Below are 21,119 nucleotides of genomic sequence, written 5' to 3' on the forward strand. Positions count from 1 at the left end.
CCGAAAAGACTCACTATCTTGGCCGATCGCGATGAAATGTTCTGTCGAACGGGCCAATCCGGCGCAAAGAAGAGTCCCGGCACCGGGCGCGAGGCTCGGTACCGGGACTTTGATTCCCGCTTCGGCCGGCTGTGCGGCCGTCAGTGCCTTAGAAGGCGCTGTTGTTGCAGCCCATCGAGGAGCCCAGGTGGGTGTCCTGCGCGCCCGGGTTGCCCTCGCCGTTGAGCGCGCTGCCCAGCAGGCCGTTGAGGACGCCGACCTGGCCGAGGACGTCGACGTTCAGGTCGTGCGACTTGCAGTTGGAGCTCTGCAGGACGCTGAACTTGTCGCCGCCCTTGCCGCCGTGGCCGCCGTGGCCGTCGGCGGTGGCCGTCCCGGCGCCCAGGAGGCCGACGGTGCCGATGGCGACGACCAGGACGGCGGCCTTGCGAAGCTTGTGCATGTCATCTCCGGTGGAGTGAGGTGGGTGCGATCTGTGCGAGATCGACTTCGTACAGTTACCGGAGATTAATACGAAGTATCCGGACATATATGAACGACGCGCCGACGTTCGTGATCTCGTACCGGAAGCACCCAGAAGTCGCATCACATGCGAACGGGCCCCAGGCGCCGGCCGTCGCACCGGAGGCCTGGGGCCCGTGGCCGAAAAGCGCGCCTCAGCGCGTGTAGCGGGCGTGGGCCAGGGAGTTGGCCTGGCTGTTGGCCTGGTCGCAGTCGACACCCTCGGTCTCGGCGGCGGCCAGCACGGCGACCGGGACGGCAGCGTTGAGCAGGGACTGCGGGCTGCACTCCTGGTACGGGCGGAAGAGGTTGGCCTGCTCGATCGGCCCGGAGGGTGCGACGGTCGGCTGCGGGTTGACCTGCGGGCTGATCTTGGGGCTCAGTTGCGGGTTGACCTGCGGGGTGACCTCGGCGCCCTGGTGGGGCAACGACGCCGGCCGGTGCGCGGTCGGCACGTTGGAGCGCTGCGCGTTGGCCTGCGAGTTGGTCCACGAGGTGGCCTGGAGGTCCTGCTGCGGAGCGGGTGGCGGAACGGAGCCGTAGCCGATGGGGGCGTCGGCGACGCTGGGGCCGACGCCGATGGCCGACAGACCACTGGCTGCTGCTACGACGAGCGCGACCTGGTGAAGCTTGCGCATGGAACCTCGGCCCTTCATTGACCTGTGCATGAACGTACGGAAATGCGACTGCGATGGACCATCGCTCTCTCTCCTTGTGCGGAACGAGGCAACCGGGAATCCAGTCACGTGAGTGGGACCGGGGTCACCCGATTGCCGGAGGGTGTGTAAATCCGATGGATGGCAATGGAGTGACGGAATTAAGGATCCCGTGACCCGGCCGAGGAAATGTCGTTGCCAGCTAAGAGAGGGCAGCGGCAGGAATCAGTAGAGAGGCAACGGGTTCCGCTGCCGGCTCCGGCGTGAAGTCCACATGACAGCTCAGGCATTACCCCTGTAAGGGCGCAGTACGAATATCAGACTGAGCACACGCAAGACTGCACTGAATACAACGGATTTCCCTGTACAGGTAATGAAGGGCCGAGGGTTCCATGCGCAAGCTTCACAAGGCCGCGCTCGTCGTCGCAGCGGCCGGCGGTCTGACCGCAATCGGCGCCGGCGTCAGCGAGGCGGCCGACTATCCCGTCGGGTACGCAGGTGCCGCTCCGGCGCCCGCTCCCGAGTACCCGGCACCTCAGTACGCTCCCGCTCCGCAGTACGCCCAGCCCCAGTACGCCCCGGCTCCGCAGTACGCCCCGGCGCCGCAGTATGCCCCGGCGCCCCAGTACGCCCCGGCTCCGCAGTACGCTCCCGCTCCGCAGTACGCGCCGCCCCAGCACAGCGCGCCGCAGGTCACCGCGGCGGCCCGGTCGGCCGGTTACGCCCAGGCCTCCCGGCCCCAGTACCAGCCGCAGCAGGCTCCCCAGTACGCGGCTCCGGCGCCCGCCCCGCGTGAGCAGACCGGTTACGCCACCGCCTCGGCCTCCTCGGGCGGCTTCGCGGAGGCCGGCGTCCCGCAGCACTCCGCCCCCCAGCAGTCGGCTCCGCAGGTCATGCCGCAGGCGGCCCCGCAGGTCATGCCGCAGGTCGCTCCGCAGGTCTCCGCTCCGCAGGTCTTCAACCCGGAGCCCCCGCCGCGCGTCGCGCCGCAGGTGAACCCGCAGGTGAACCCCGAGGTGAACCCGCTCATCAACCCGCTGACCACCAGCACTCCGCAGGTGCCCGGGCTCGGTCTCGGACAGGTCGCGGCGCCGCCCGTGGGCCAGCTCGGTCTGCCCCGGCTCGGCTGACGGCCGTATCCCAACCGGCTGCCGTTCCAACCTCATTCGCTGCACACCCCTTCCGCTCGATCCAACGGAGAAGAAATGCGCAAGCTCCACAAGGCCGTCCTGGTGGGCGCCGTCCTCGGCAGTGTCGGTTCCCTCGGCATGGGCACCGCCTTCGCCCACGGTGAGGCGGCGGCCCACGACGTGGACATCACGCAGGGCATCGAGTGCCGCTCGCACGACATGAACATCGACGTCCTCGGCAGCGTCGGCGCCCTCAACGGCGTGCTGGCCAACGCGCTCAACGGTGAGGGCTCCCCGGCCGCGCAGCCCAGCCACCTCGGTTCGGACATGGGCTGCAACAGCTCGGCGCTCAAGTAACCGTACGAAGCGTCCGGTTCAACGCCCGCTCCGTCACGGGGCGGGCGTTGGACTTGCGTGCACGCCGAGTGAAAGGCGACCTGTCGCATGAGACTGTCCTGTGCCGACGAGATGCTGCTGCTCAACGGGTGTCCGGGAGTCATCGGCCTGGCGACGGTCCTCTCCGGCGAGCGGCCCGACGCGGAGCGGGTGCGGGCCCGTGTCGTGGAGCGCTGGGCGGGTCTTGAGCGGATGAGCTGTGTGCTCGACAGGGCGTGCGGACGGCGTGGGTGTGCGCGGTGGGCCGTGCCGGGGCCGTTCGATCCTGTCGTGCAGGTCGCCGAGGAACGGGCCACGCTGGACGAACTGTGGGCCCGCAGCGTCGAGCGGCCGCTCGCCGACGGGGTGCCGCCCTGGCGGCTGTTCGTGATCCCGGACACCGCGCACGGCGGTGACTTCGCCCTGGCGCTGGTGGCCCAGCACGCGCTGCTGGACGGAAGGTCGCTCGCGACGCTGATGCGTTCGCTGATGGACGACCCCGGGCCGGCGGGACAGCGGGAGAGGCCGGTGCCGTTGCCGCGCAGCGGGCTGCGTGCGGCCGGCCGGGAGCTGAAGGTGATGTCGGCCGCGGGACAGGCCCTTCCGACGTGGCCGCCGGGGCAGACGTATGCCTCGGTGGCGGTGAGTGAACTGCCCGCGCACATCGTCCGGTCCGCGCGCCGGCAGCCCGCCGACGGCCGCGGCGCGACGCTGAACGAGCTGCTGGTGGGCGCGGTCGCCGGGGCGCTGCGGGCCCAGTACGGGCCGGTGCGGCGGTGGCGGGAGCGGGACCTGCCCGTGTACACGGCCGTACCGTGCGATCTGCGCGGCCGGGGGAATCCGGGCGAACTCGGCAACACCCTCACGGTGGTCCGGGTTCCGCTGCCCGTCGACGTGGACGGTTCCGTGGCGCGGCTGCGGGCGTGCCAGGACGCGATGGCCGGCGTGCCCGAGCGGGCCGCCGTACACGCCACCGTGCTGTTCCCGGTGGCGGAGGCGGCGCGGCGCACCGGCCCCTGGGTGACCAGGCTGCTGGCCGGCCGGGGGCGCCACTCCTGTTTCGCGGCGACCGCGACCACGGCCATGAAGTGGCCCGGCGGGCCGAGCACCTTCCAGGGCCGCCGGCTCGTGCGCACGGTCGGGCTGCCGCCGCTGCAGTACCCGGGCACCGTCAGCTTCGCCCTGGCACAGGCAGGGGACGCGTTCACGCTCACCGCGGTGGGCAACGCGGGTCCGGACGACGCGGGTCGGCTCGCCGACGCGGTCGTCACGGAGTTCGAGACATGGGCTCGGACGGCGACGCCGTCAGTGCTCTGACGGCACCAGGAGATGGAGGCAGTTGCATGGAAGCCGAGCGCCGGGACACAGGTGACGTATGGGAAGCGCTGCGCCCGTTGTGCGCGCAGGTGATGTCGGTGCCGCAGGAGGCGGTCGTGCCGCAGGCCCGGCTGGTCGCCGACCTGGGAGCCGACAGCCTGGACATCACCGAACTGGAGGCGGCGTCGGAGGAGTTGTTCGGGGTGACCCTGCGGGGGACCGACAAGTCCGCCGTGGCCACCGTGGGTGACGTCGCCGAGCTCATCGTGCGGCTGCGCGCCGGTACGTCCGACGCCCACAGCACCCTGGCCCGATGACCGGCCGGCACGCCGTCGCCGTCACGGGCCTGGGCGTCCGCTGCGGCGCCGGGGCGACGCCCGAGGAGCTGTGGGAGAGCCTGATCCGCCGCCGGTCGGCGAGCACGCTGCACGCATTCGACGACGAGGGCACCGTCGTACACCCCGCGTGTCCGATGCCCGGCTTCGACCCCGCCGGGTATCTGACGGTCAAGGAGACCCGGCGGGCGGACCGGTCGGTGCAACTCGCCCTGTGCGCGGCCGCGGACGCCGTCCAGGACGCCGGCGGGCTCCACGCCCCCTCCCGCAGGCGGGCGGTGGTCACCGGTACCGGCTACGGCGGGGTGATCAGCCAGGAGGGCGGCATCGGGCATCCCGACGTGCTCTACGCGCCCCGGCTGATGCACAACGCGGGGGCGTACTGGATCAGCGCCCGGTTCTCGGTGACCGGGCCGAGTCTGACGATCTCCACCGCCTGCGCCTCCGGGACGCACGCCGTGGGCGAGGCGATGCAGATGATCCGGGCCGGGTCCGCGGACGTGGTCGTGGTGGGCGGGCACGACAGCCCGCTGACCCCCACGACCGCGCTCGCCTTCGGGCGGGCCGGGGCGATGGTCACCGAGTGCGAGGATCCGGCCGCCGCGTCCCGGCCGTTCGACGCCGGGCGGCAGGGGTTCGTCCTCGCCGAAGGGGCGGCGTTCCTGGTGCTGGAGCGACTGGACCTGGCCCGTGCGCGGGGCGCCCGCATCCACGCCACGCTCACCGGGTACGGACGTACCTCCGACGCCCATCACCTCACCGCGCCGCATCCCGACGGGCTGGGTGCCGTCGCGTGCATGGAGCAGGCGCTCGCCGACGCCGGGACGACGGCCGACGCCGTCACCCACGTCAACGCGCACGGCACCGGCACCGAGTTGAACGACCTCGCCGAGGCGCGGGCCATCACGGCCGTGTTCGGGTCGCGCAAGGTGCCCGTGACCGCGCCCAAGGCGGTGACCGGGCACGGGCTGGGGCTGGCGGGAGCGCTGGAGGCGGTGATCACGGTCCTGTCGGTGCGGGAGGGGCTCGCGCCGCCGACCGCGCACCTCACGCAACTGGACCCGCGGTGCGAGCTGGACATGGTCACCGGCGAACCGCGCAAGATCCCGGACGGGCCGGTGATCAGCAACAGCTTCGCCTTCGGAGGCCACAACGCCTGTGTCGTCTTCGACTCACCCCACGTCTGAGCGGCGCGGGCAGGCCCTAGGGGGACTTGGGAACGGGAGGCTGTGGAAGATGAGGCTGACGGCCATCGAGGAAGGCCATCTGCGCAACGGGCTGCCGGGGACCGTCGGCATCGCCGCGGTGTTTCCCGGAGAACCGTTCGATCTGGCGCGGGTACGGACCAGGGTCCAGGACAGATGGGGCGCCCTGGAGCGGATGAGCCTGGTCCCGGTGCCCCCCGCCGGGCCGTCGGCGGTGTCCGGCCACCGGTGGTCGTCCGCCCGGCCGTTCGAGCCCGCCGACCATATCGCCGTGACCGACCAGGACGTGGACTCCCTGCTGGCCGACGGTGTCACGCGTGCGCTGCCGGCCGAACGGCCCCCGTGGAAGCTGCTGGTGACACAGCACCCCACCGCGGCGGGCGAACAGGCCGTGGTGCTGCTCGCCCATCACGCGCTGCTCGACGGCAGGTCCCTGGAGACCCTCTTCCGGCTGCTGATGGACGACGCCGCGCCGCCGCGCCCGCCGGCACCGGCCGAGGGGACGTGGCAGCGGCCGTCGGTGCGGCTCGCCGCCGTGGGCAGGGAGCTGCGGCGCATCGGGGTCGCCGGCCAGCCCGTCCCGGCGTCCTCCGGCGGCGCAGCGGGGCCGTCGGTGGCCGTGGTGCGGATCGACCCGCAGGTGATGCGCGCGGCCCGGCGGCAGCCGGCGGGCGGGCGCGGGGCGACGCTCAACGAACTTCTGCTGAGTACGTACGCCGGTGCCCTGCGCGCCTGCCACGGGCCCCTGCGGTCCTGGCCGAAGGGGCCGACCCCGCTCTACGCGACGGTGCCGGTCGATCTGCGGACCCGGCACGACGCACAACGCCTCGGCAACGGCGTCACCGCGCTGCGTATCGCGCTGCCCGTCGACCTCGACTGCCCGGTGGCCCGGCTGCGGGCCTGCCAGGACCAGGTCGCGGCGTTCGAGCACCGCTGCGAGGCGCATCGCGCGATCCTTCCCGCGCTCCAGGGCGCGGCGCGTACCGTGCCGTGGCTGGCCGGGGTGATGGCCCGGCGTCTGGCCCGTCCCGAGCTGACCACGAGCCTGTGCACCGCGTTCAAGTGGCGGGACATCCCCAGCCACCTGCACGGGCGTCCCCTGTCGCGCGTGGTGCCGCTGCCCCAGCTCTCCCCGCCGGGCACGGCGAACCTGTGTCTGGTCCACACCGCCGACGCCTACACCCTGACCGTCGTCTGCCATCTGCGCACGGGTGACGCCGAGCTGATCGGTGCCGCCGTGGTGCGGGAGCTGGAGGCGGTCGCGGGGTGCGGGGCGCCTGCCGCGCGGGCCGTCGAGGGCCTTCGTATGTCCTGAGTCCCTCGGGCGTTCGGGGGCCGGGCCCGCGCTACGGCTTTCGTGCGTCGTGGCTGAGGGCGCGGGCCAGTCGGGGGCGTGTCAGGGCGTCGGCGCTGTCGACGAACTGGTCCACCGCGCCGACGGGCGGCATGTCCTTCAGCATCGGGTCGCCGATGCGGGCGAGCAGGGCGGCGGTGAAGCGGTCGGCGCGCAGGACCTTGAAGGGGCGGCAGTGGTACGGGCGGGTGGTGGGGGCGACGCGGTCGGTCAGCCGCAGGTCGTTGTGCTGGTGCGCGACGATCTCGTAGGCGTGCGCGAGATGGCGTTCGCGGGTGTGCCAGTCCGTCGCGGCGAGCGCTGCCGTCAGGACGGGGGCGAGGCGGGGTCCGGCGGCGGTGCCGGCGAACGCGCTGCCGAGCCACTTGCCGTACGGCGGGTAGCGGCGGTCCATCAGCAGGCACAGCCGCATCAGGTCGCGGGCCAGGCGGGCGGCGATGACGGCGGAGCCCAGCTCGTCGCCGACCTCGCCGGCGCGGCCCACGAAGGCCTCCTCCTGCGCGATGCGCTGCCACTGGCAGGCCAGGACGTACAGCCAGACGTCGTGGGGGTACCAGCGCAGCGCGCGGCGTAAGGGCGTGAGGGTGTGCAGGCCGTCGTGGAAGACGGCGCCGGCGGTGACCTCGGCGAGGAGCTGGGTGGGGGTGGCCAGCCAGTCGGCCGGGGTGAGGCCCTGGGCCGGGTCGAAGCCGAGGGTGTCGGTGAACCAGGCGGAGGTGCCGGTCACTTCGACGCGGTGGTGGACGGGCCCTTCGGTGGCGCGCATGACGCGGATGTCCCGGCCGGCCTCCCCGGTGAGCGCGAAGTTCGTGGGGTGGCCGAGGAACGTCTTCGGGAGGTGCTCGGCCAGCAGGTGTCTGATCCGGGCGGCGTGCCGGGGCACGTCGTGGCGGTGCAGGAACACCTGAAGGCGCGGGCCCCATTCATGGTCGGCGGAGCGCGGGGTGTCGTGGCCGAGCACCTCGGAACCGCTGCCGATGCGGGCGGCCGAGTGGGGGACGCCGGGGGCGGCCTCCTCCAGCAGCGGACGCACCGCGTCGGTGTAGAAGCGGCGGGAGAGTTCGAGACCGGGGACGAACTCGGCCTCAGGTGTGGGGGAGTTGGAGGGGTGGCGCATATTCGTGGGGCTCATGCCAGGGAGCCGTGCCCAATCGGTGGGCGGTCATGCGCACGACGTTCACACCGTCGTGGGCCGGGGGTCGGAGCCGAGCTTCGTCAGCGCCTCGTCCGTCAGGCGGTACACCGTCCACTCGTCCTGGGGGCGGGCGCCGAGGGAGTCGTAGAAGCCGATGGACGGGGTGTTCCAGTTCAGGACGGACCACTCCAGGCGCTGGTAGCCGCGTTCCACGCAGAGCCGGGCCAGTTCGGTGAGCAGGGCCTTGCCGTGGCCGGCGCCGCGGGCGGTGGGGCGGACGTAGAGGTCCTCCAGGTAGATGCCGTGGACTCCGCGCCAGGTGGAGAAGTTCAGGAACCAGATGGCGCAGCCGACGGTCTCGCCGGTCGCGTCGTCGGCCGCGATGTGGGCGTGGGCGGCGGGGCGGTCGCCGAAGAGGGCCTCGTGGAGCTGCTCCTCGGTGGCCTTCGCCTCCTCCAGCGCCTTCTCGTACTCGGCGAGCTCGCGGATCAGGGCGTGCAGGGCGGGAATGTCGGAGGGTGTCGCGGGTCGGATCATGTGGCGAGGCTAGCGGGGGTGGTTCCGCAGGCGCCGCGCGATTTCCATGTGCGCGTCGAGCGGGGCGTCGTCGTCCTCGATCTGCCACAGGGAGTTCTGGAGCACGCGGCCCAGCGTCCAGGCGCGGGCCCGGGCCCGGTCGAGGCCGAGCACCTCCGTCATGGCGTCGAAGCGCCACACCACCTCGTCCGCGTCGAAGCGGTTCCACAGCGCCGGGAAGAGGTCGAACCCGGGGTCGCCCGCGAGCGGCTTGGGGTCGATGGCGAGCCAGGGGGCCCGGTCGGCGGCGAGGACGTTCTCGAAGTGCAGGTCCCAGTGCAGCAGCCGGTCGCCGGGCTCGGCGGCCACCTCGCGCACCGCCGCAGCGCAGTCGGCGAGCAGGCGGCGGGCGTCCGGGTCCGGGAGCGGCTCCAGGGCGGCGGGCGTGTCGTCCAGCATGGCTTCGGCGATGTCGCCGAGGCGGCGCAGGCCCGGCGGGGCCGGGGTGCTGGTGAGGTGGGCCAGCAGACGGGCGACGACCAGGGTGGCCTCGCGGGAGTCCGGCAGGTCGTCCAGGAGGCGGTCCGAGTCGAGCCGCTCCAGCAGGAGCGTGCCGGTCTGTTCGTCGCTCTGCAGGAGCCGGACCGAGCCGTCGCCGCCCCACGCCCGCAGCGCGACCGGCTCGCCGACGGTCTCCTCGTCGACGTCCTGGAGCTTGAGCACGGCTCGTGTCCCGTCGGCCCGCAGCACGGGCAGGACCAGCGCGCAACGGCCGTACATCGTCGGCCCGTCCAGGCGCAGCTCCCAGTGCTCCAGGAAGCGCGTGGCGCGTTCGGCGAGCGAGGCGACGTAGGCGCGGCCCGCCTCTCCGTCGTAGCGCACGTGCTGGGCGACGAGCTCGTCCGGAATGTCGATCACTTTGCGACCCTACTGGGGTGCCGGAATCGCCTCACGCGAATTAACGTCCTCGCCATGAGCAGCTCGGTCAGTGACGCCGTGAACGGCGGGATCTCCTTCTGGTACGCGGACGACGGTCTCCCTGCGGCGCGTGAGCCGCTCGGCGGGGACGCCTCCGCGGACGTGGTGATCGTGGGCGGTGGGTACACGGGACTGTGGACGGCCTACTACTTGAAGAAGGCGGTTCCCTTCCTGCGGATCACCGTCCTGGAGCAGAAGTTCTGCGGCTACGGCGCCTCGGGGCGCAACGGCGGCTGGCTGTACAACGGCATCGCCGGCCGCGACCGGTACGCCAAGCTGCACGGCCACGAGGCGGCCGTACGGCTTCAGCGGGCCATGAACGACACCGTGGACGAGGTCATCGCGGTCGCCCGGGACGAGGGCATCGACGCCTGCATCCACAAGGGCGGGGTGCTCGAAGTCGCGCGTACGCCCGCCCAGTTGGCGCGGCTGAAGGAGTTCCACGCGCAGGAGCTGGCGTACGGCGAGAAGGACCGGGAGCTGTACGACGCCCGGCGGACCGCCGAGCGGATCAGGGTGGCCGACGCGGTCGGCTCGACCTGGACGCCGCACGGGGCACGCGTGCACCCGGTGAAGCTGGTCAAGGGGCTCGCGGCGGCCGTCGAGGCGCTCGGCGTGACCATTCACGAGCTGACGCCGGTCACCGAGATCCGGCCCAAGCACGCGGTCACCCCGTACGGCACCGTCCGCGCGCCCTACGTCCTGCGCTGCACCGAGGGCTTCACCGCGAACCTCAAGGGCCAGCACCGGACCTGGCTGCCGATGAACTCCTCGATGATCGCCACCGAGCCGCTGACCGAGGAGCAGTGGGAGTCGGTCGGCTGGGACGGACGCGAGACCCTCGGCGACATGGCGCACGCCTACATGTACGCCCAGCGCACGGCCGACGGGCGGATCGCGCTGGGCGGGCGCGGGGTGCCGTACCGCTTCGGGTCGCGGACGGACAACGACGGGCGCACGCAGCCGGAGACCATCGAGGCGCTGCGGGACATCCTGGTCGGCTTCTTCCCGTCGCTGGCCGGGGTGCGGGTCGAGCACGCGTGGTCGGGGGTGCTGGGGGTGCCGCGCGACTGGTGCGCGACCGTCACCCTGGACCGCACGAGCGGGCTCGGCTGGGCGGGCGGTTACGTCGGCTCCGGTGTCGCCACCGCGAACCTCGCGGCGCGGACCCTGCGGGACCTGGTGCAGATCGACTCGGGGCAGGGCGTGCGCACCGAGCTCACCGAACTGCCGTGGGTCGGGCACAAGGTGCGCAAGTGGGAGCCGGAGCCGCTGCGCTGGCTGGGTGTGCACGGGCTGTACGCCGCGTATCGGGCGGCGGATCGGCGGGAGTTCAGTACGCCGAGTGCGCGGTCCTCGCGCGCGGCCCGGGTGGCCGATCGGATTTCCGGGCGGCACTGACGGCGTGGGGAGGGTGGGGGAGGGGCTCCGCGGTCCGAGGGGGCCCCTCCCCCCGTTTGCGGGGTGCTCAGGCCACCGGCTCCGGCGTCGGCGTCTTCTGCCGGGTCCCCTGCTTCGGGGCCTTCGCCGTCACCATCAGGGTCGCGACGAGGCCGGCCAGCAGCATGATGGCGGCGGCCCACCAGATGGCGACCGTGTAGCCGTGCACGATGCCCTCCTTGGTGACCAGGGCCCGGCGGGCCGGGTCGGTGAGATGGGCGGTGATGTAGGCGGCGCCGCTGGTGGTGGCGACGGTGTTGAGGAGGGCCGTGCCTATCGAGGCGCCCACCTGCTGCGAGGTGTTGACGGTCGCCGAGGTCACGCCGGAGTCCTGCGGGGCCACGCCCGCCGTCGCCGTGGCGAACACCGGCATGAAGACCAGGCCCACGCCGAGGCCCATGAGGATCAGGGCGGGCAGGATGTCGGCCGCGTACGAGGAGTGCACCGTCATCCGGGTCAGCAGCATCATGCCGATCGCCGCCAACAGGGCGCCCGGGCCCATGAGCACGCGGGGTGCCACCCGGGCCAGCAGCCGGGCGGCGATCTGGGTCGAGCCGATGATGATCGCGGCGGTCAGCGGCAGGAAGGCCAGTCCGGTCATCACCGGCGAGTAGTCGAGGATGACCTGGAGGTAGTAGGTCATGAACAGGAACAGGCCGAACATGCCGATCACGGCGAGCGCCATCGTCAGGAAGCAGCCGGCGCGGTTGCGTTCCTTGATGATGTGCAGCGGAAGCAGTGGCACCGGGGCCCTGGTCTGCCACCAGACGAAGGTCGCCAGGAGCATGACCCCCACGGCGAACAGGGTCAGAACCATCGGGTCGGTCCAGCCGCGCGGCTCCGCCTCGGCGAACCCGTAGACGATCGCGACCAGGCCGCCGCAGCCGAGCAGCACGCCGGGCACGTCGAGGCGGGCGCCCGCGTGGCGGGGGCTGTCGGGGAGCAGGGCGAGCGCGCCGAAGACGGCGATCGCGGCGATGGGGACGTTGACGTACAGGCACCAGCGCCAGTCCAGGTACTCGGTGAGCAGTCCGCCGACGATGAACCCGATCGCGCTGCCGCTGCCGGCCAGGGCGCCGTAGATGCCGAACGCCTTGCCGCGCTCCTTGGGGTCGGTGAACGTCGTCGTCAGCAGGGACAGGGCCGACGGGGCGAGGACGGCGGCGAAGACGCCCTGGAGGGCGCGGGCGCCGAAGAGCATGGTGGCCGTGGTGGCGGCACCGCCGAGCGCGGAGGCGGCGGCGAAGCCGACGAGGCCGATGACGAAGGTGCGTTTGCGGCCCACCAGGTCGGCTATCCGGCCGCCGAGCAGCAGCAGTCCGCCGAAGGCCAGGGTGTAGGCGGTGATCACCCACTGGCGGTTGCCGTCGGTCATGCCGAGGTCGGCCTGTGCGGACGGGAGCGCGATGTTCACGATGGTCGCGTCCAGGACGACCATGAGCTGCGCGAGCGCGATGATCACCAGTCCCCACCAGCGGCGGGGGTCCGTGTCTCGGGCTGATTCACCCGTTCGGGTGATGGTCACCTGGTCAGAAGACCATGGTTCGGGGTGTGTCGCATCTGGGGAGTGCTTGTGGCCGGTCACGGCTCCAGCACCACCTTTCCGGTGGTCGCGCGGGTTTCCAGGGCGCGATGGGCGGCCGCCGCCTCGGCGAGCGGGAAACGCTGCACGGCCGGGGTGAGCCGGCCCGCGGCGGCCTCGGTGAGGGCGCGCAGTTCGAGGGTCTGTACGGGGTTGGGGCCGCCGGCCCTGCGCATCATCGCGGGGCCGAGGACGTTCTCGGAGACGCCGTCGACGAGGTAGGGCTCGCCGTCGTGCAGGCCCTGGCCCGACCAGCCGAAGACGAGGTGCCTGCCGCCGGGCGCGAGCAGGGCGACGGACTCGCGGGCCACGTCGCCGCCGACGCCGTCGAGGACGACGGTGGCGCCGCGGCCGCCCAGGAAGGCGCGCACCTTCCCGGGCCACGCCGGATCGGTGTAGTCGACGGCGAGATCCGCGCCGTTCTCCCGCACGCGGGCGGCCTTCTCGGGCCCTCCGGCCAGTCCCACGACGACCGCGCCCGCGTTCTTGGCGTACTGCACGAGCAGGGTGCCGATACCGCCGGCCGCCGCCGGGATCACGGCCACCGCGTCCGGGCCGAGCTCGGCGAACTGGAGGATCCCCATCGCCGTACGGCCCGTGCCGATCATGGCGACGGCCTCGGCGAAGTCGAGGCCCGCCGGGATCTCGTGGACGCGGTCGATGCCGGTGACGGCGAGCTCGGCGTACCCTCCCGGCGCGAAGCCCAGGTGGGCGACGACGCGCTTGCCGAGCCACAGTTGCGCGACGCCCTCGCCGAGGGACTCGACGACTCCGGCGACCTCGCGGCCGGGGATCGTGGGCAGTGCGGGCAGCTCGGGTGCCGGGCCCTGGACGCCCTCACGCAGGGCCGTGTCGAGGAGATGGACGCCGGCCGCCGCCACGGCGATCCGGACCTGACCGGGTCCTGGCACGGGGTCGTCGGTCATCTCGAGGGCGAGGTTCTCGGCCGGGCCGAATGTGTGCAGGCGGATGGCGTGCATCGGGATCCCCCATCGCTTGGAACTCGCGTCTGTACGGCCGCCCGGCCCGTCACCGGGGCGGCTCGAAAATGCTCCAACCTCAAGCTCGCTTGAGGTCAAGGGCGTGCCGGCCGAGGGCCAGGGACACCGCCGTCAGCGCGCTGTTGAAGGAGACCTCGGACAGCACGCCGGGGGCCGCGACCTGATCGCCCGCCAGATAGACGCCGTCACCGCGATCCACGGCCGGGCGGTCCCGCCAGCAGGTGCCGGGCAGGTCGACGGCGCCGGTACGGCCGTTCGCCACGGCCTCGCTGCGCCAGGTGACGCGCTCGCGCCAACCGGGGAAGCCGAGGTCGAGGAGCTGCTCGGCACGGGCGATGCCGTCGGCCCGGGACTCGTGCGGGGCGATCGGGATCTGCCCCTGGATGAGCTGCTCGCCGGCCGGGGCCAGGGAGCGGTCCTGCGCGGTGAACCGCTCCAGCCACCCGGTCTCGTCGAGGTCGGAGACGACGAAGGCGTCCCCGCGCCGGGTGCGCACGGCGAGGTCGATGAGTGCCGTACGACCGCTCGTCCAGGTCAGGGAGCCGTCCCCGAGGAGGCGGCGGGCGGCGTCGAGCGAGGTGGCGACGACGACGGGTGCGTCGGTCGTGAGGTCGTCGAGGCTGTCGACGCGCGAGAGGGTCTCCATCCGCACCCCGAGGTTCCACGCCCGGGCCGCCATCCGGTCGATGAGGTTCGCCCAGCCGCCCTTCGGATAGTGCGCCTCCGGCGGCAGCTTGGTGGCCCGGCGCAGCCGCTCCCGCACGAACGCGGCGGACAGGGAGCCGGGGTCGTGGTGGAACAGCGCGACGGCGGAGTAGTGGGCGGCGGCACGGGCGCCCTCCTCGCCGGCGATGCCGGTCGCCCACGTCATGAAGTCGACGTCGACGGGCGCCGCCGGCAGGGCGGGCCGCAGCAGCTTGAGCATGGCGAACGGCGGGGTGCGGCGCAGGACGCCACGGTGCCGCAGCCTGAGCCGTGCCGCCTCCAGGGGTGAGATCGGCGCGAGCGGGCCGATGAGGTCCCGCTGTTTGAGCCAGGCCCAGTGCGGGCCGCCGCTGTACAGGGCGTGCGGTCCCTCGTTCGTCCGGTACGGCCCCTCGGCGGTCCGCGCCCGCCCGCCGAGGGTGTGGTGGGCCTCGTACACGGTGACCTTGGCGCCCGCCTCGGCGGCGGTGATGGCCGCGGTGAGTCCGGCGAAGCCGCCGCCGACGACGGTGATGCGGTGCATGGCTGGGGGTCTCCCTCGCGCTCGGTTCGCCTTGCTTGCCTTCTTCTGCGAGTACGACGGCGCGGGGGCACCGGAATGTGACATCACCGGTGTCCGCGCTGGTCGTGGGGGTGGGCGCGGGTCGGGTCGGGCGGAGGCGGGGGATTGTCAGTGGCGGGGTGCAGCATGGGGGCATGGCGAGGAGAGCGATGGGTGCGAGCGGCGGCGCGGGCCGGGCCGGCGGGCCGGGCAGGGACGGCGTGAAGGGGGCGCGGCGGCCGGAGCTGCGGCTGCCGGCGCTGGAGCCGTTCCGGGACGGGGAGTTGGAGCCGGACGGGGACTACGACGGCCTGGAGTTCCGCGAGGAGGACCTCACCGGGCACGACGGCGCGGGCGCCCGCTTCATGGACTGTGCGCTGAAGGGCTGCGTCCTGGACGAGACGCGGCTGCATCACGCCCGGATCCTCGACTCGGTCCTCACCGGGCCACGCGGGGTCGGCACCGACCTCGCCGAGTCGACCCTGCGCGATGTGGAGCTGGTCGATGCCCGCCTCGGCGGAGTGCAGTTGCACGGTTCCGTGCTGGAGCGGGTCGTGATCCGCGGCGGCAAGATCGACTACCTGAACATGCGCAAGGCCAGGCTCAGGGATGTCGTCTTCGAGGGCTGCGTCCTGGTCGAGCCGGACTTCGGGGGCGCCCGCCTTGAGCGGGTGGAGTTCGTGGACTGCGCGGTGAAGGGGGTGGACCTCACCGGGGTGACCCTGGCGGACGTGGATCTGCGCGGGGCGGCGGAGCTGGAGATCGCGCGGGGTGTGGAGCGGCTCGCCGGGGCGGTGATCAGTTCGGGTCAACTGCTGGATCTGGCACCGGTGCTGGCGGCCCAACTGGGGATCCGGGTGGAGGGCTGACGCCCGTGCCGTCGCCCCGGGTGGCCTCACCCCACCCGGGGATAGCGGGCCTGGAGTGTCCAGATCGCCGGGTTCTCGCCCAGGTCGTCGTGCAGGTCGATCAGGTCGGCGAGCAGGTCGTGCAGGAAGTCGCGGGCCTCGCGGCGCAGTTCCGTGTGGGCGAAGGACAGCGGGGACTCCTCGGCCGGCATCCAGTCCGCCTCGATGTCCACCCAGCCGAAGCGGCGCTCGAAGAGCATGCGGTCGGTCGACTCGGTGAAGTCGAGTTCCGCGTGTTGGGGGCGGGAGGCGCGGGAGCCCGCCGGATCCCGGTCCAGCCGTTCGGCGATGTCGCACAGGGCCCAGGCGAAGTCGAGCACGGGCACCCATCCCCAGGCTGTGGACAGTTCCCGGTCCGCCTTGGTGTCGGCCAGATAGACGTCTCCGCAGAACAGGTCGTGGCGCAGGGCGTGGACGTCCGCGCGGCGGTAGTCCGTCTGCGGGGGGTCCGGGAAACGGTTGGAGAGGGCGTAGCCGATGTCGAGCACGGAGGTGATGGTGTCACGGCCGCGCTCATAGGATCACTGGCGTGTCCCGTTCCGCACCTGTTGTCCCCGCCCGCCCGACCGCACGGGTTCCGTCGGCCGCCCGGATCTCCCGGGCCGGCGCCTGCGGCCTGCTCGCCCTCGCCCTCACGGCGTGCGGCGGAGTGCACGGCACCCCCGGCGGTTCCGGCGCGCGCGATCCGTACTTCCCCAAGGCCGGCAACGGCGGCTACGACGTCACCCACTACGGCCTCGACCTCGCCTACGACCCGGACGAGCGCCACCTCACCGGCACCGCCGAGATCACCGCACGCGCCGGCAAGGACCTCTCCGCCTTCGACCTCGATCTGAAGGGGATGGACGTCGAGAAGGTGTCGGTGGAGGGCCGGCAGGCCCGCTGGAGCCGTAACGGCCAGGAGCTGGTCGTACGGCCGCACGACGACCTCGACGAGGGTGAGACCTTCCGGGTCACCGTCCGCTACTCCGGAACCCCGCAGACCCTCACCGACCCCGACGGGTCCGAGGAGGGCTGGCTGCCGACCGGCGCCGGCGCGCTCGCCCTCGGCGAGCCGACGGGGTCCATGGCCTGGTTCCCCGGCAACCACCACCCCTCCGACAAGGCGGCGTACGACATCTCGGTCACCGTGCCGGACGGGCTGGAGGCCGTGTCGAACGGCGAGCTGGCGGAGCGGACCACCCGCGAGGGCCGTACGACGTTCCACTGGCGCACGGCCGAACCCATGGCCGGCTATGTCGCGACGCTCGCCATCGGCGACTACGACATCGCCCGGTCCACGGTCACCACGACCGAGGACGACCTGCCCGTCTACACCGCCGTGGCCCCCGGCCAGAAGGGCCCCGCGCGCAAGGTGCTGACCCGGATCCCCGAGATCATGGAGTGGGCGGAGTACAACTTCGGCCCGTACCCCTTCTCCTCAACCGGCGCGATCGTCGCCGACGAGGGCGATGCCGGCTACGCCCTGGAGACCCAGAACCGGCCCGTCTTCCCGGGCGCCCCCGGCACCGAACTGCTCGTCCACGAGCTCGTCCACCAGTGGTTCGGCAACTCCGTGACGCCGAAGACCTGGCGGGACATGTGGCTGAACGAGGGCTTCGCGACCTACGCGGAGTGGCTGTGGGAGGAGGACAACGACGGCGACTCCGCCCAGGAGACCTTCGACGCCCTCTACGACCACGGCGAGGACGACCACGAGGGCCTTTGGGACTTCCCGCCCGCCAAGCCCACGAGCGCCGCCCGCATCTCCGACCCGCCCGTCTACGAACGCGGCGCGATGGTCCTGCACAAGATCCGCCAGAAGGTCGGCGACGACACCTTCTACGACATCGTCCAGGGCTGGGCGGCCACCCACCGCCACGGCAACGCGGACACCGACGACTTCACGTCCTACGTGGAGAAGAAGGCCCCGGACGAGGACTTCACGACCGTCTGGGAGGACTGGCTGTACGGGGAAGGGCGGCCCGAGCACCCGTAGCGGCGGCCCTCCCCGTCAGGCGGCCCGCTCAAGGTCCCGGCGCATCGCCGCCCGCGCGGCCCAGACCGCCTCGGCGTGCTTGAGCCGCCGCTCCTGCAACTCCGGTGAGCCGAGCGGTGGCTCACCCGAGGCGAACACCTCCTGGAGGTCCCGCAGCGTCGAGTAGACGTCCTCCAGGACGTCCGACATCTCCTGCGGAGCGCAGATCAGCGCCGTCTCACGCGCCTCGTCGCAGCCCGACGCACGGAACGCCTCCTGTACGGCCGCCTGCCTCGCCCCGTCCTCCACGTGGCGAGCGGCGGCGGCCGCGTGCATGGCCTCGTAGGCGAGCCGGTATTTCGTCAGCACGTTCACATAGATCTGCCTGCGTTCCTGCCGGGTCCGGTCGGCCAGGTCGCGGCGCCAGCGGGCCCGGTCCGCCAGCAGGGTCGAGCCGATGCCCACGAGCGCACCCAGGGCGGTCCCGGCCAGGGTCGTGAAGTCCACGTCGTCGTTCCGCTCGGGTCAGGTCTCGTCGGCGACGGGGGAGGAAGCGGTGGACGACGCGGTGAGCTGCTTCTGCAGGACCGTGCACGGGCGGTCGAGCTGGCGGTCGCGGCCGTAGGCGATGGTGTCGTAGCCGAGGGCCGTCCAGAAGGCGAGGGCCTTGGGGTTGTTGTCGAGGACGGCCAGGCGTACGGCGGTGCGGCCCGCTGTGCGGAAGCGGTCCTCGACGAGGGTGGCCAGCCGTCGGCCGAATCCCCGGCCGTGGGCCGTCGCGTCCACCATCAGCAGCCCGATCCACGGGTCCGGGTCGACCGGGTCCGGGTGCTGGGCCAGGGTGATGGCGATACCGACCAGGCGGCCCTCACTGCGGGCGAGCAGCACCTCCGCCCCGGGGGCCGCCAACTCGTCGGCGAGCGCGGCGGCCACCTGCTCCGGGCGGATGTCGTCCGGGTCCGGGAAGTCGCCGCTGAGCGCGTGGAATTCGTGGTTGGCGGCGTAGAGGGCGGTGAGTTCGGTGAGGACCGCCGACGGGATGTCGTGGTCGGAGGTGAGGGGGAGGGGGTCGAGGATCATTCGGGCAACTTATCGAAGCCGTCTGCCGGGTGATCTGTGACGGGTGACCTGTGCCGGGACCTGCGTCGCGGGCCTGCGCCGGGCGACCTCTGCTATCCCGTCGCTCGCGACGCAGCCCGTGCCGCCCGCGCAACGCCGGAACCCCCGGCCGGAGCCGGGGGTTCCAGGGTGGTGCGGGGTGCTCAGACGTTCACGCCGAAGTCCTGGGCGATGCCGACCAGGCCCGAGGCGTAGCCCTGGCCGACCGCGCGGAACTTCCACTCGGCGCCGTTGCGGTACAGCTCGCCGAAGACCATGGCGGTCTCGGTGGCCGCGTCCTCGGAGAGGTCGTAGCGGGCGATCTCGGCGCCGCCGGCCTGGTTGACGATGCGGATGTACGCGTTGCGGACCTGGCCGAAGTTCTGCGAGCGGTTCTCCGCGTCGTAGATCGAGACCGGGAAGACGATCTTGTCGACGTCGGCCGGGAGGCCGGCGAGGTTGACGTTGATCGCCTCGTCGTCGCCGGCGCCTTCGCCGGTGCGGTTGTCACCGGTGTGGACGATGGTGCTGTCCGGCGTCTGCTTGTTGTTGAAGAAGACGAAGTGGGCGTCCGAGTAGACCTTGCCCGTGGGGTTGACCGCGATCGCGGACGCGTCGAGGTCGAAGTCCGTGCCGGTGGTGGTGCGGACGTCCCAGCCGAGGCCCACGGTGACGGCGGTCAGGCCCGGAGCCTCCTTGGTGAGCGAGACGTTGCCACCCTTGGACAGGCTTACAGCCATTGTTGGGAGTCCCTTCCCTCGTTGCGGTACGGCTAGAAGCTACAGCTACCCCTATCAACGCGGAGAGGGGTACCTCAGGTTCCAGGTGTCTTTACTTTCTTTGCCAAAGAGCACCCGTAGGGGAGACACGGGATATTCGCGTGACGTGGACCGGACAGACGCGCGACCATGGACGGCATGTCCGGTCCTTACGTCATCCGTGGCTCCGTCTCGCTCCCCGAGGCCGAGCTCATGTGGCGTTTCTCCAGGTCGAGCGGGCCGGGTGGCCAGCACGTCAACACCAGTGACTCACGGGTGGAGCTGAGCTTCGACCTCGCGAAGACCGAGGCGCTGCCCGAGGTGTGGAAGCGGCGGGCGCTGGAGCGGCTGGCCGGAAAGCTCGTCGACGGCGTCCTCACCGTGCGCGCCTCCGAGCACCGCTCCCAGTGGCGCAACCGCGAGACCGCCGCCGTACGCCTCGCCGCGCTCCTCGCCGAGGCGAGCGCCCCGCCGCCCAAGCCGCGCAGGCCGACCCGCATTCCCCGCGGGATCAACGAGCGCCGGCTGAGGGAGAAGAAGCAGCGCTCCGACACCAAGCGGGGTCGGTCCGGCCGGGACTGGGGGTAGGCGCCGGGCCGGGAGTCACATTCGCGCCGCGCGATCCGTCAACGCAGTGACGACGGACGGATCGCGACGAGAGGCTGCGACTGATGAGCGCCGATGGCACCGGCACCGACGACCCCGATTTCCTCGCCCAGCGCTTCGAGACGTACCGCGGCCATCTGCGGGCCGTGGCGCACCGCATGCTCGGATCGACCGCCGAGGCCGAGGACGCGGTGCAGGAGGCGTGGTTCCGGGTGAGCCGTTCCGACACCAGCCGCGTCGACAACCTCGGCGGCTGGCTGACGACCGTCGTCGGCCGGGTCTGTCTCGACATGCTCCGCTCCCGCAAGTCGCGCGCGGAGGAGCCCCTGGACACCACGGCGGCACCAACCGGCGGCTCGGTCGCCGGCTCCGCCGCCTCCGCCTCGCCGCCGGCCGACCCCGAGCAGGACGCGCTCCTCGCGGACTCGGTGGGCATCGCCCTGCTCGTCGTACTGGACACCCTGACGCCCGCCGAGCGGCTCGCGTTCGTGCTGCACGACCTGTTCGGGGTGCCGTACGAGGAGGTCGCGGCCGTCGTGGACCGTACGCCGGCCGCCGCGCGGCAGCTCGCCAGCCGGGCCCGGCGCCGGGTGCAGGGCGCCGAGGTGCCCGAGCACGACCGGGCCCTTCGGCGCCGGCGGTGGGAGGTCGTCGACGCCTTCCTCGCCGCCGCGCGCGAGGGCGACTTCGAGGGGCTGCTCGACGTCCTCGACCCGGATGTCATCGCCCGCTCCGAGGCCGGCGTGACGACCGGCGCGGCGGCGGTGGCACGGGGCGCCTCGACGTTCGGGTCGGCCGCCCTGGGCGCGCGGCCCGCCCCGGTCGCCCGGCACGCGCTCGTCGACGGCGCGCCCGGCTGCGTGGTGCTGGCCGGCGGGCGGGTGGAACGGGCGCTGCGGTTTGCGTTCGTACGGGATCGGATCGCCGTGATCGACATCGTCACGGATCCGGCGCGGGTGGCCCGGCTGGACATCGAGCCGATCTAGAGCCGGCCCGGCGGGGCGGGACGTCCGAGGGGGCC

At 72.5% G+C, this 21,119-nt stretch carries 23 protein-coding genes; 11 read left to right on the forward strand and 12 right to left on the reverse strand.

All coding sequences use genetic code 11. The features are described 5' to 3' along the window. Nucleotides 1-148: 148 nt before the first annotated feature. Together ACZ69Q_RS27380 and ACZ69Q_RS27385 are read right to left on the reverse strand one after the other, a co-directional pair. Nucleotides 149-442 (reverse strand): hypothetical protein, encoded by a 294-nt coding sequence (locus ACZ69Q_RS27380; protein ID WP_471046561.1) that lies wholly within the window; start codon nt 440-442, stop codon nt 149-151. A gap of 214 nt (nt 443-656) precedes the next feature. Continuing rightward, nucleotides 657-1,139: a hypothetical protein gene (locus ACZ69Q_RS27385; protein WP_471046562.1), complete on the reverse strand. Its 483-nt coding sequence runs from the start codon at nt 1,137-1,139 to the stop codon at nt 657-659. Between the two features lie 410 nt (nt 1,140-1,549). Between ACZ69Q_RS27385 and ACZ69Q_RS27390 the strand changes: the two genes are divergently transcribed. The 6 genes from ACZ69Q_RS27390 to ACZ69Q_RS27415 all read left to right on the forward strand — a co-directional run bounded on the left by ACZ69Q_RS27390 (nt 1,550) and on the right by ACZ69Q_RS27415 (nt 6,834). Continuing rightward, nucleotides 1,550-2,287 (forward strand): hypothetical protein, encoded by a 738-nt coding sequence (locus ACZ69Q_RS27390; RefSeq protein ID WP_471046563.1) that lies wholly within the window; start codon nt 1,550-1,552, stop codon nt 2,285-2,287. Between the two features lie 75 nt (nt 2,288-2,362). Beyond that, nucleotides 2,363-2,644 (forward strand): hypothetical protein, encoded by a 282-nt coding sequence (locus tag ACZ69Q_RS27395; protein ID WP_107906112.1) that lies wholly within the window; start codon nt 2,363-2,365, stop codon nt 2,642-2,644. Between the two features lie 87 nt (nt 2,645-2,731). Continuing rightward, nucleotides 2,732-3,979, forward strand: a complete 1,248-nt coding sequence (locus ACZ69Q_RS27400; protein WP_471046565.1) for a wax ester/triacylglycerol synthase domain-containing protein — start codon at nt 2,732-2,734, stop codon at nt 3,977-3,979. Nucleotides 3,980-4,005: 26 nt separating this feature from the next. Beyond that, nucleotides 4,006-4,296, forward strand: a complete 291-nt coding sequence (locus ACZ69Q_RS27405; RefSeq protein ID WP_471046567.1) for a phosphopantetheine-binding protein — start codon at nt 4,006-4,008, stop codon at nt 4,294-4,296. Further along, on the forward strand, nt 4,293-5,501 hold the full coding sequence (locus ACZ69Q_RS27410) for a beta-ketoacyl-[acyl-carrier-protein] synthase family protein (RefSeq protein ID WP_471046568.1): 1,209 nt from the start codon (nt 4,293-4,295) through the stop codon (nt 5,499-5,501). The genes ACZ69Q_RS27405 and ACZ69Q_RS27410 overlap by 4 nt, the downstream gene beginning before the upstream one ends. 49 nt (nt 5,502-5,550) lie before the next feature. After that, nucleotides 5,551-6,834 (forward strand): wax ester/triacylglycerol synthase domain-containing protein, encoded by a 1,284-nt coding sequence (locus ACZ69Q_RS27415; RefSeq protein WP_471046569.1) that lies wholly within the window; start codon nt 5,551-5,553, stop codon nt 6,832-6,834. 31 nt (nt 6,835-6,865) lie between these two features. On the opposite strand, the gene ACZ69Q_RS27420 is transcribed toward ACZ69Q_RS27415, so the two are convergent. The 3 genes from ACZ69Q_RS27420 to ACZ69Q_RS27430 are packed head-to-tail and all read right to left on the reverse strand — an operon-like array spanning nt 6,866 to nt 9,442. Further along, nucleotides 6,866-8,005 (reverse strand): DUF4037 domain-containing protein, encoded by a 1,140-nt coding sequence (locus ACZ69Q_RS27420; protein WP_471046571.1) that lies wholly within the window; start codon nt 8,003-8,005, stop codon nt 6,866-6,868. Nucleotides 8,006-8,050: 45 nt separating this feature from the next. Next, nucleotides 8,051-8,545, reverse strand: a complete 495-nt coding sequence (locus ACZ69Q_RS27425) for a GNAT family N-acetyltransferase (RefSeq protein ID WP_471046573.1) — start codon at nt 8,543-8,545, stop codon at nt 8,051-8,053. Between the two features lie 9 nt (nt 8,546-8,554). Then, nucleotides 8,555-9,442, reverse strand: coding sequence for an aminoglycoside phosphotransferase family protein (locus ACZ69Q_RS27430; protein ID WP_471046575.1), 888 nt, complete (start codon nt 9,440-9,442; stop codon nt 8,555-8,557). Nucleotides 9,443-9,496: 54 nt separating this feature from the next. On the opposite strand from ACZ69Q_RS27430, the gene ACZ69Q_RS27435 reads away from it, so the two are divergent. Continuing rightward, nucleotides 9,497-10,903 (forward strand): NAD(P)/FAD-dependent oxidoreductase, encoded by a 1,407-nt coding sequence (locus tag ACZ69Q_RS27435; RefSeq protein WP_471046577.1) that lies wholly within the window; start codon nt 9,497-9,499, stop codon nt 10,901-10,903. A gap of 67 nt (nt 10,904-10,970) precedes the next feature. On the opposite strand, the gene ACZ69Q_RS27440 is transcribed toward ACZ69Q_RS27435, so the two are convergent. From ACZ69Q_RS27440 to ACZ69Q_RS27450, 3 genes are all read right to left on the reverse strand, one after another. Next, complete coding sequence (locus ACZ69Q_RS27440; RefSeq protein WP_471046579.1) at nt 10,971-12,467, reverse strand: MFS transporter; 1,497 nt, start codon at nt 12,465-12,467, stop codon at nt 10,971-10,973. Nucleotides 12,468-12,523: 56 nt separating this feature from the next. Next, entirely contained in the window at nt 12,524-13,504 is a 981-nt protein-coding gene (locus ACZ69Q_RS27445; protein WP_471046580.1) for a zinc-binding dehydrogenase, read from the reverse strand. Nucleotides 13,505-13,583: 79 nt separating this feature from the next. Continuing rightward, nucleotides 13,584-14,753, reverse strand: a complete 1,170-nt coding sequence (locus ACZ69Q_RS27450) for an FAD-dependent oxidoreductase (protein ID WP_471046582.1) — start codon at nt 14,751-14,753, stop codon at nt 13,584-13,586. 173 nt (nt 14,754-14,926) lie between these two features. Here ACZ69Q_RS27450 and ACZ69Q_RS27455 point away from each other — a divergent pair, with 173 nt between their 5' ends. Then, complete coding sequence (locus ACZ69Q_RS27455) at nt 14,927-15,640, forward strand: pentapeptide repeat-containing protein (protein ID WP_471046583.1); 714 nt, start codon at nt 14,927-14,929, stop codon at nt 15,638-15,640. A 26-nt stretch (nt 15,641-15,666) separates the two neighbouring features. Here ACZ69Q_RS27455 and ACZ69Q_RS27460 read toward each other — a convergent pair whose 3' ends face one another. Beyond that, the gene (locus ACZ69Q_RS27460; protein ID WP_471046585.1) at nt 15,667-16,167 is read right to left on the reverse strand and encodes a hypothetical protein; all 501 of its coding nucleotides are present in this window, start codon (nt 16,165-16,167) and stop codon (nt 15,667-15,669) included. 41 nt (nt 16,168-16,208) lie between these two features. Between ACZ69Q_RS27460 and ACZ69Q_RS27465 the strand changes: the two genes are divergently transcribed. Then, nucleotides 16,209-17,657: a M1 family metallopeptidase gene (locus ACZ69Q_RS27465; RefSeq protein ID WP_471046587.1), complete on the forward strand. Its 1,449-nt coding sequence runs from the start codon at nt 16,209-16,211 to the stop codon at nt 17,655-17,657. A gap of 15 nt (nt 17,658-17,672) precedes the next feature. On the opposite strand, the gene ACZ69Q_RS27470 is transcribed toward ACZ69Q_RS27465, so the two are convergent. The 3 genes from ACZ69Q_RS27470 to ACZ69Q_RS27480 form a co-directional block, all read right to left on the reverse strand. Then, nucleotides 17,673-18,143 (reverse strand): hypothetical protein, encoded by a 471-nt coding sequence (locus ACZ69Q_RS27470; protein WP_471046589.1) that lies wholly within the window; start codon nt 18,141-18,143, stop codon nt 17,673-17,675. An 18-nt stretch (nt 18,144-18,161) separates the two neighbouring features. Further along, a complete protein-coding gene (locus ACZ69Q_RS27475; protein ID WP_471046591.1) occupies nt 18,162-18,716 on the reverse strand; it encodes a GNAT family N-acetyltransferase in 555 nt (184 codons plus the stop codon). Nucleotides 18,717-18,898: 182 nt separating this feature from the next. Continuing rightward, nucleotides 18,899-19,474: a TerD family protein gene (locus ACZ69Q_RS27480; protein ID WP_030050335.1), complete on the reverse strand. Its 576-nt coding sequence runs from the start codon at nt 19,472-19,474 to the stop codon at nt 18,899-18,901. A 168-nt stretch (nt 19,475-19,642) separates the two neighbouring features. Between ACZ69Q_RS27480 and arfB the strand changes: the two genes are divergently transcribed. Both arfB and ACZ69Q_RS27490 read left to right on the forward strand, forming a co-directional pair. Then, nucleotides 19,643-20,080, forward strand: a complete 438-nt coding sequence (arfB, locus tag ACZ69Q_RS27485) for an alternative ribosome rescue aminoacyl-tRNA hydrolase ArfB (protein ID WP_380859586.1) — start codon at nt 19,643-19,645, stop codon at nt 20,078-20,080. Between the two features lie 83 nt (nt 20,081-20,163). Next, nucleotides 20,164-21,084, forward strand: a complete 921-nt coding sequence (locus tag ACZ69Q_RS27490) for a sigma-70 family RNA polymerase sigma factor (protein WP_471046593.1) — start codon at nt 20,164-20,166, stop codon at nt 21,082-21,084. Nucleotides 21,085-21,119 lie beyond the last annotated feature (35 nt).

This window comes from Streptomyces sp. NPDC036764 (genome assembly GCF_055609385.1).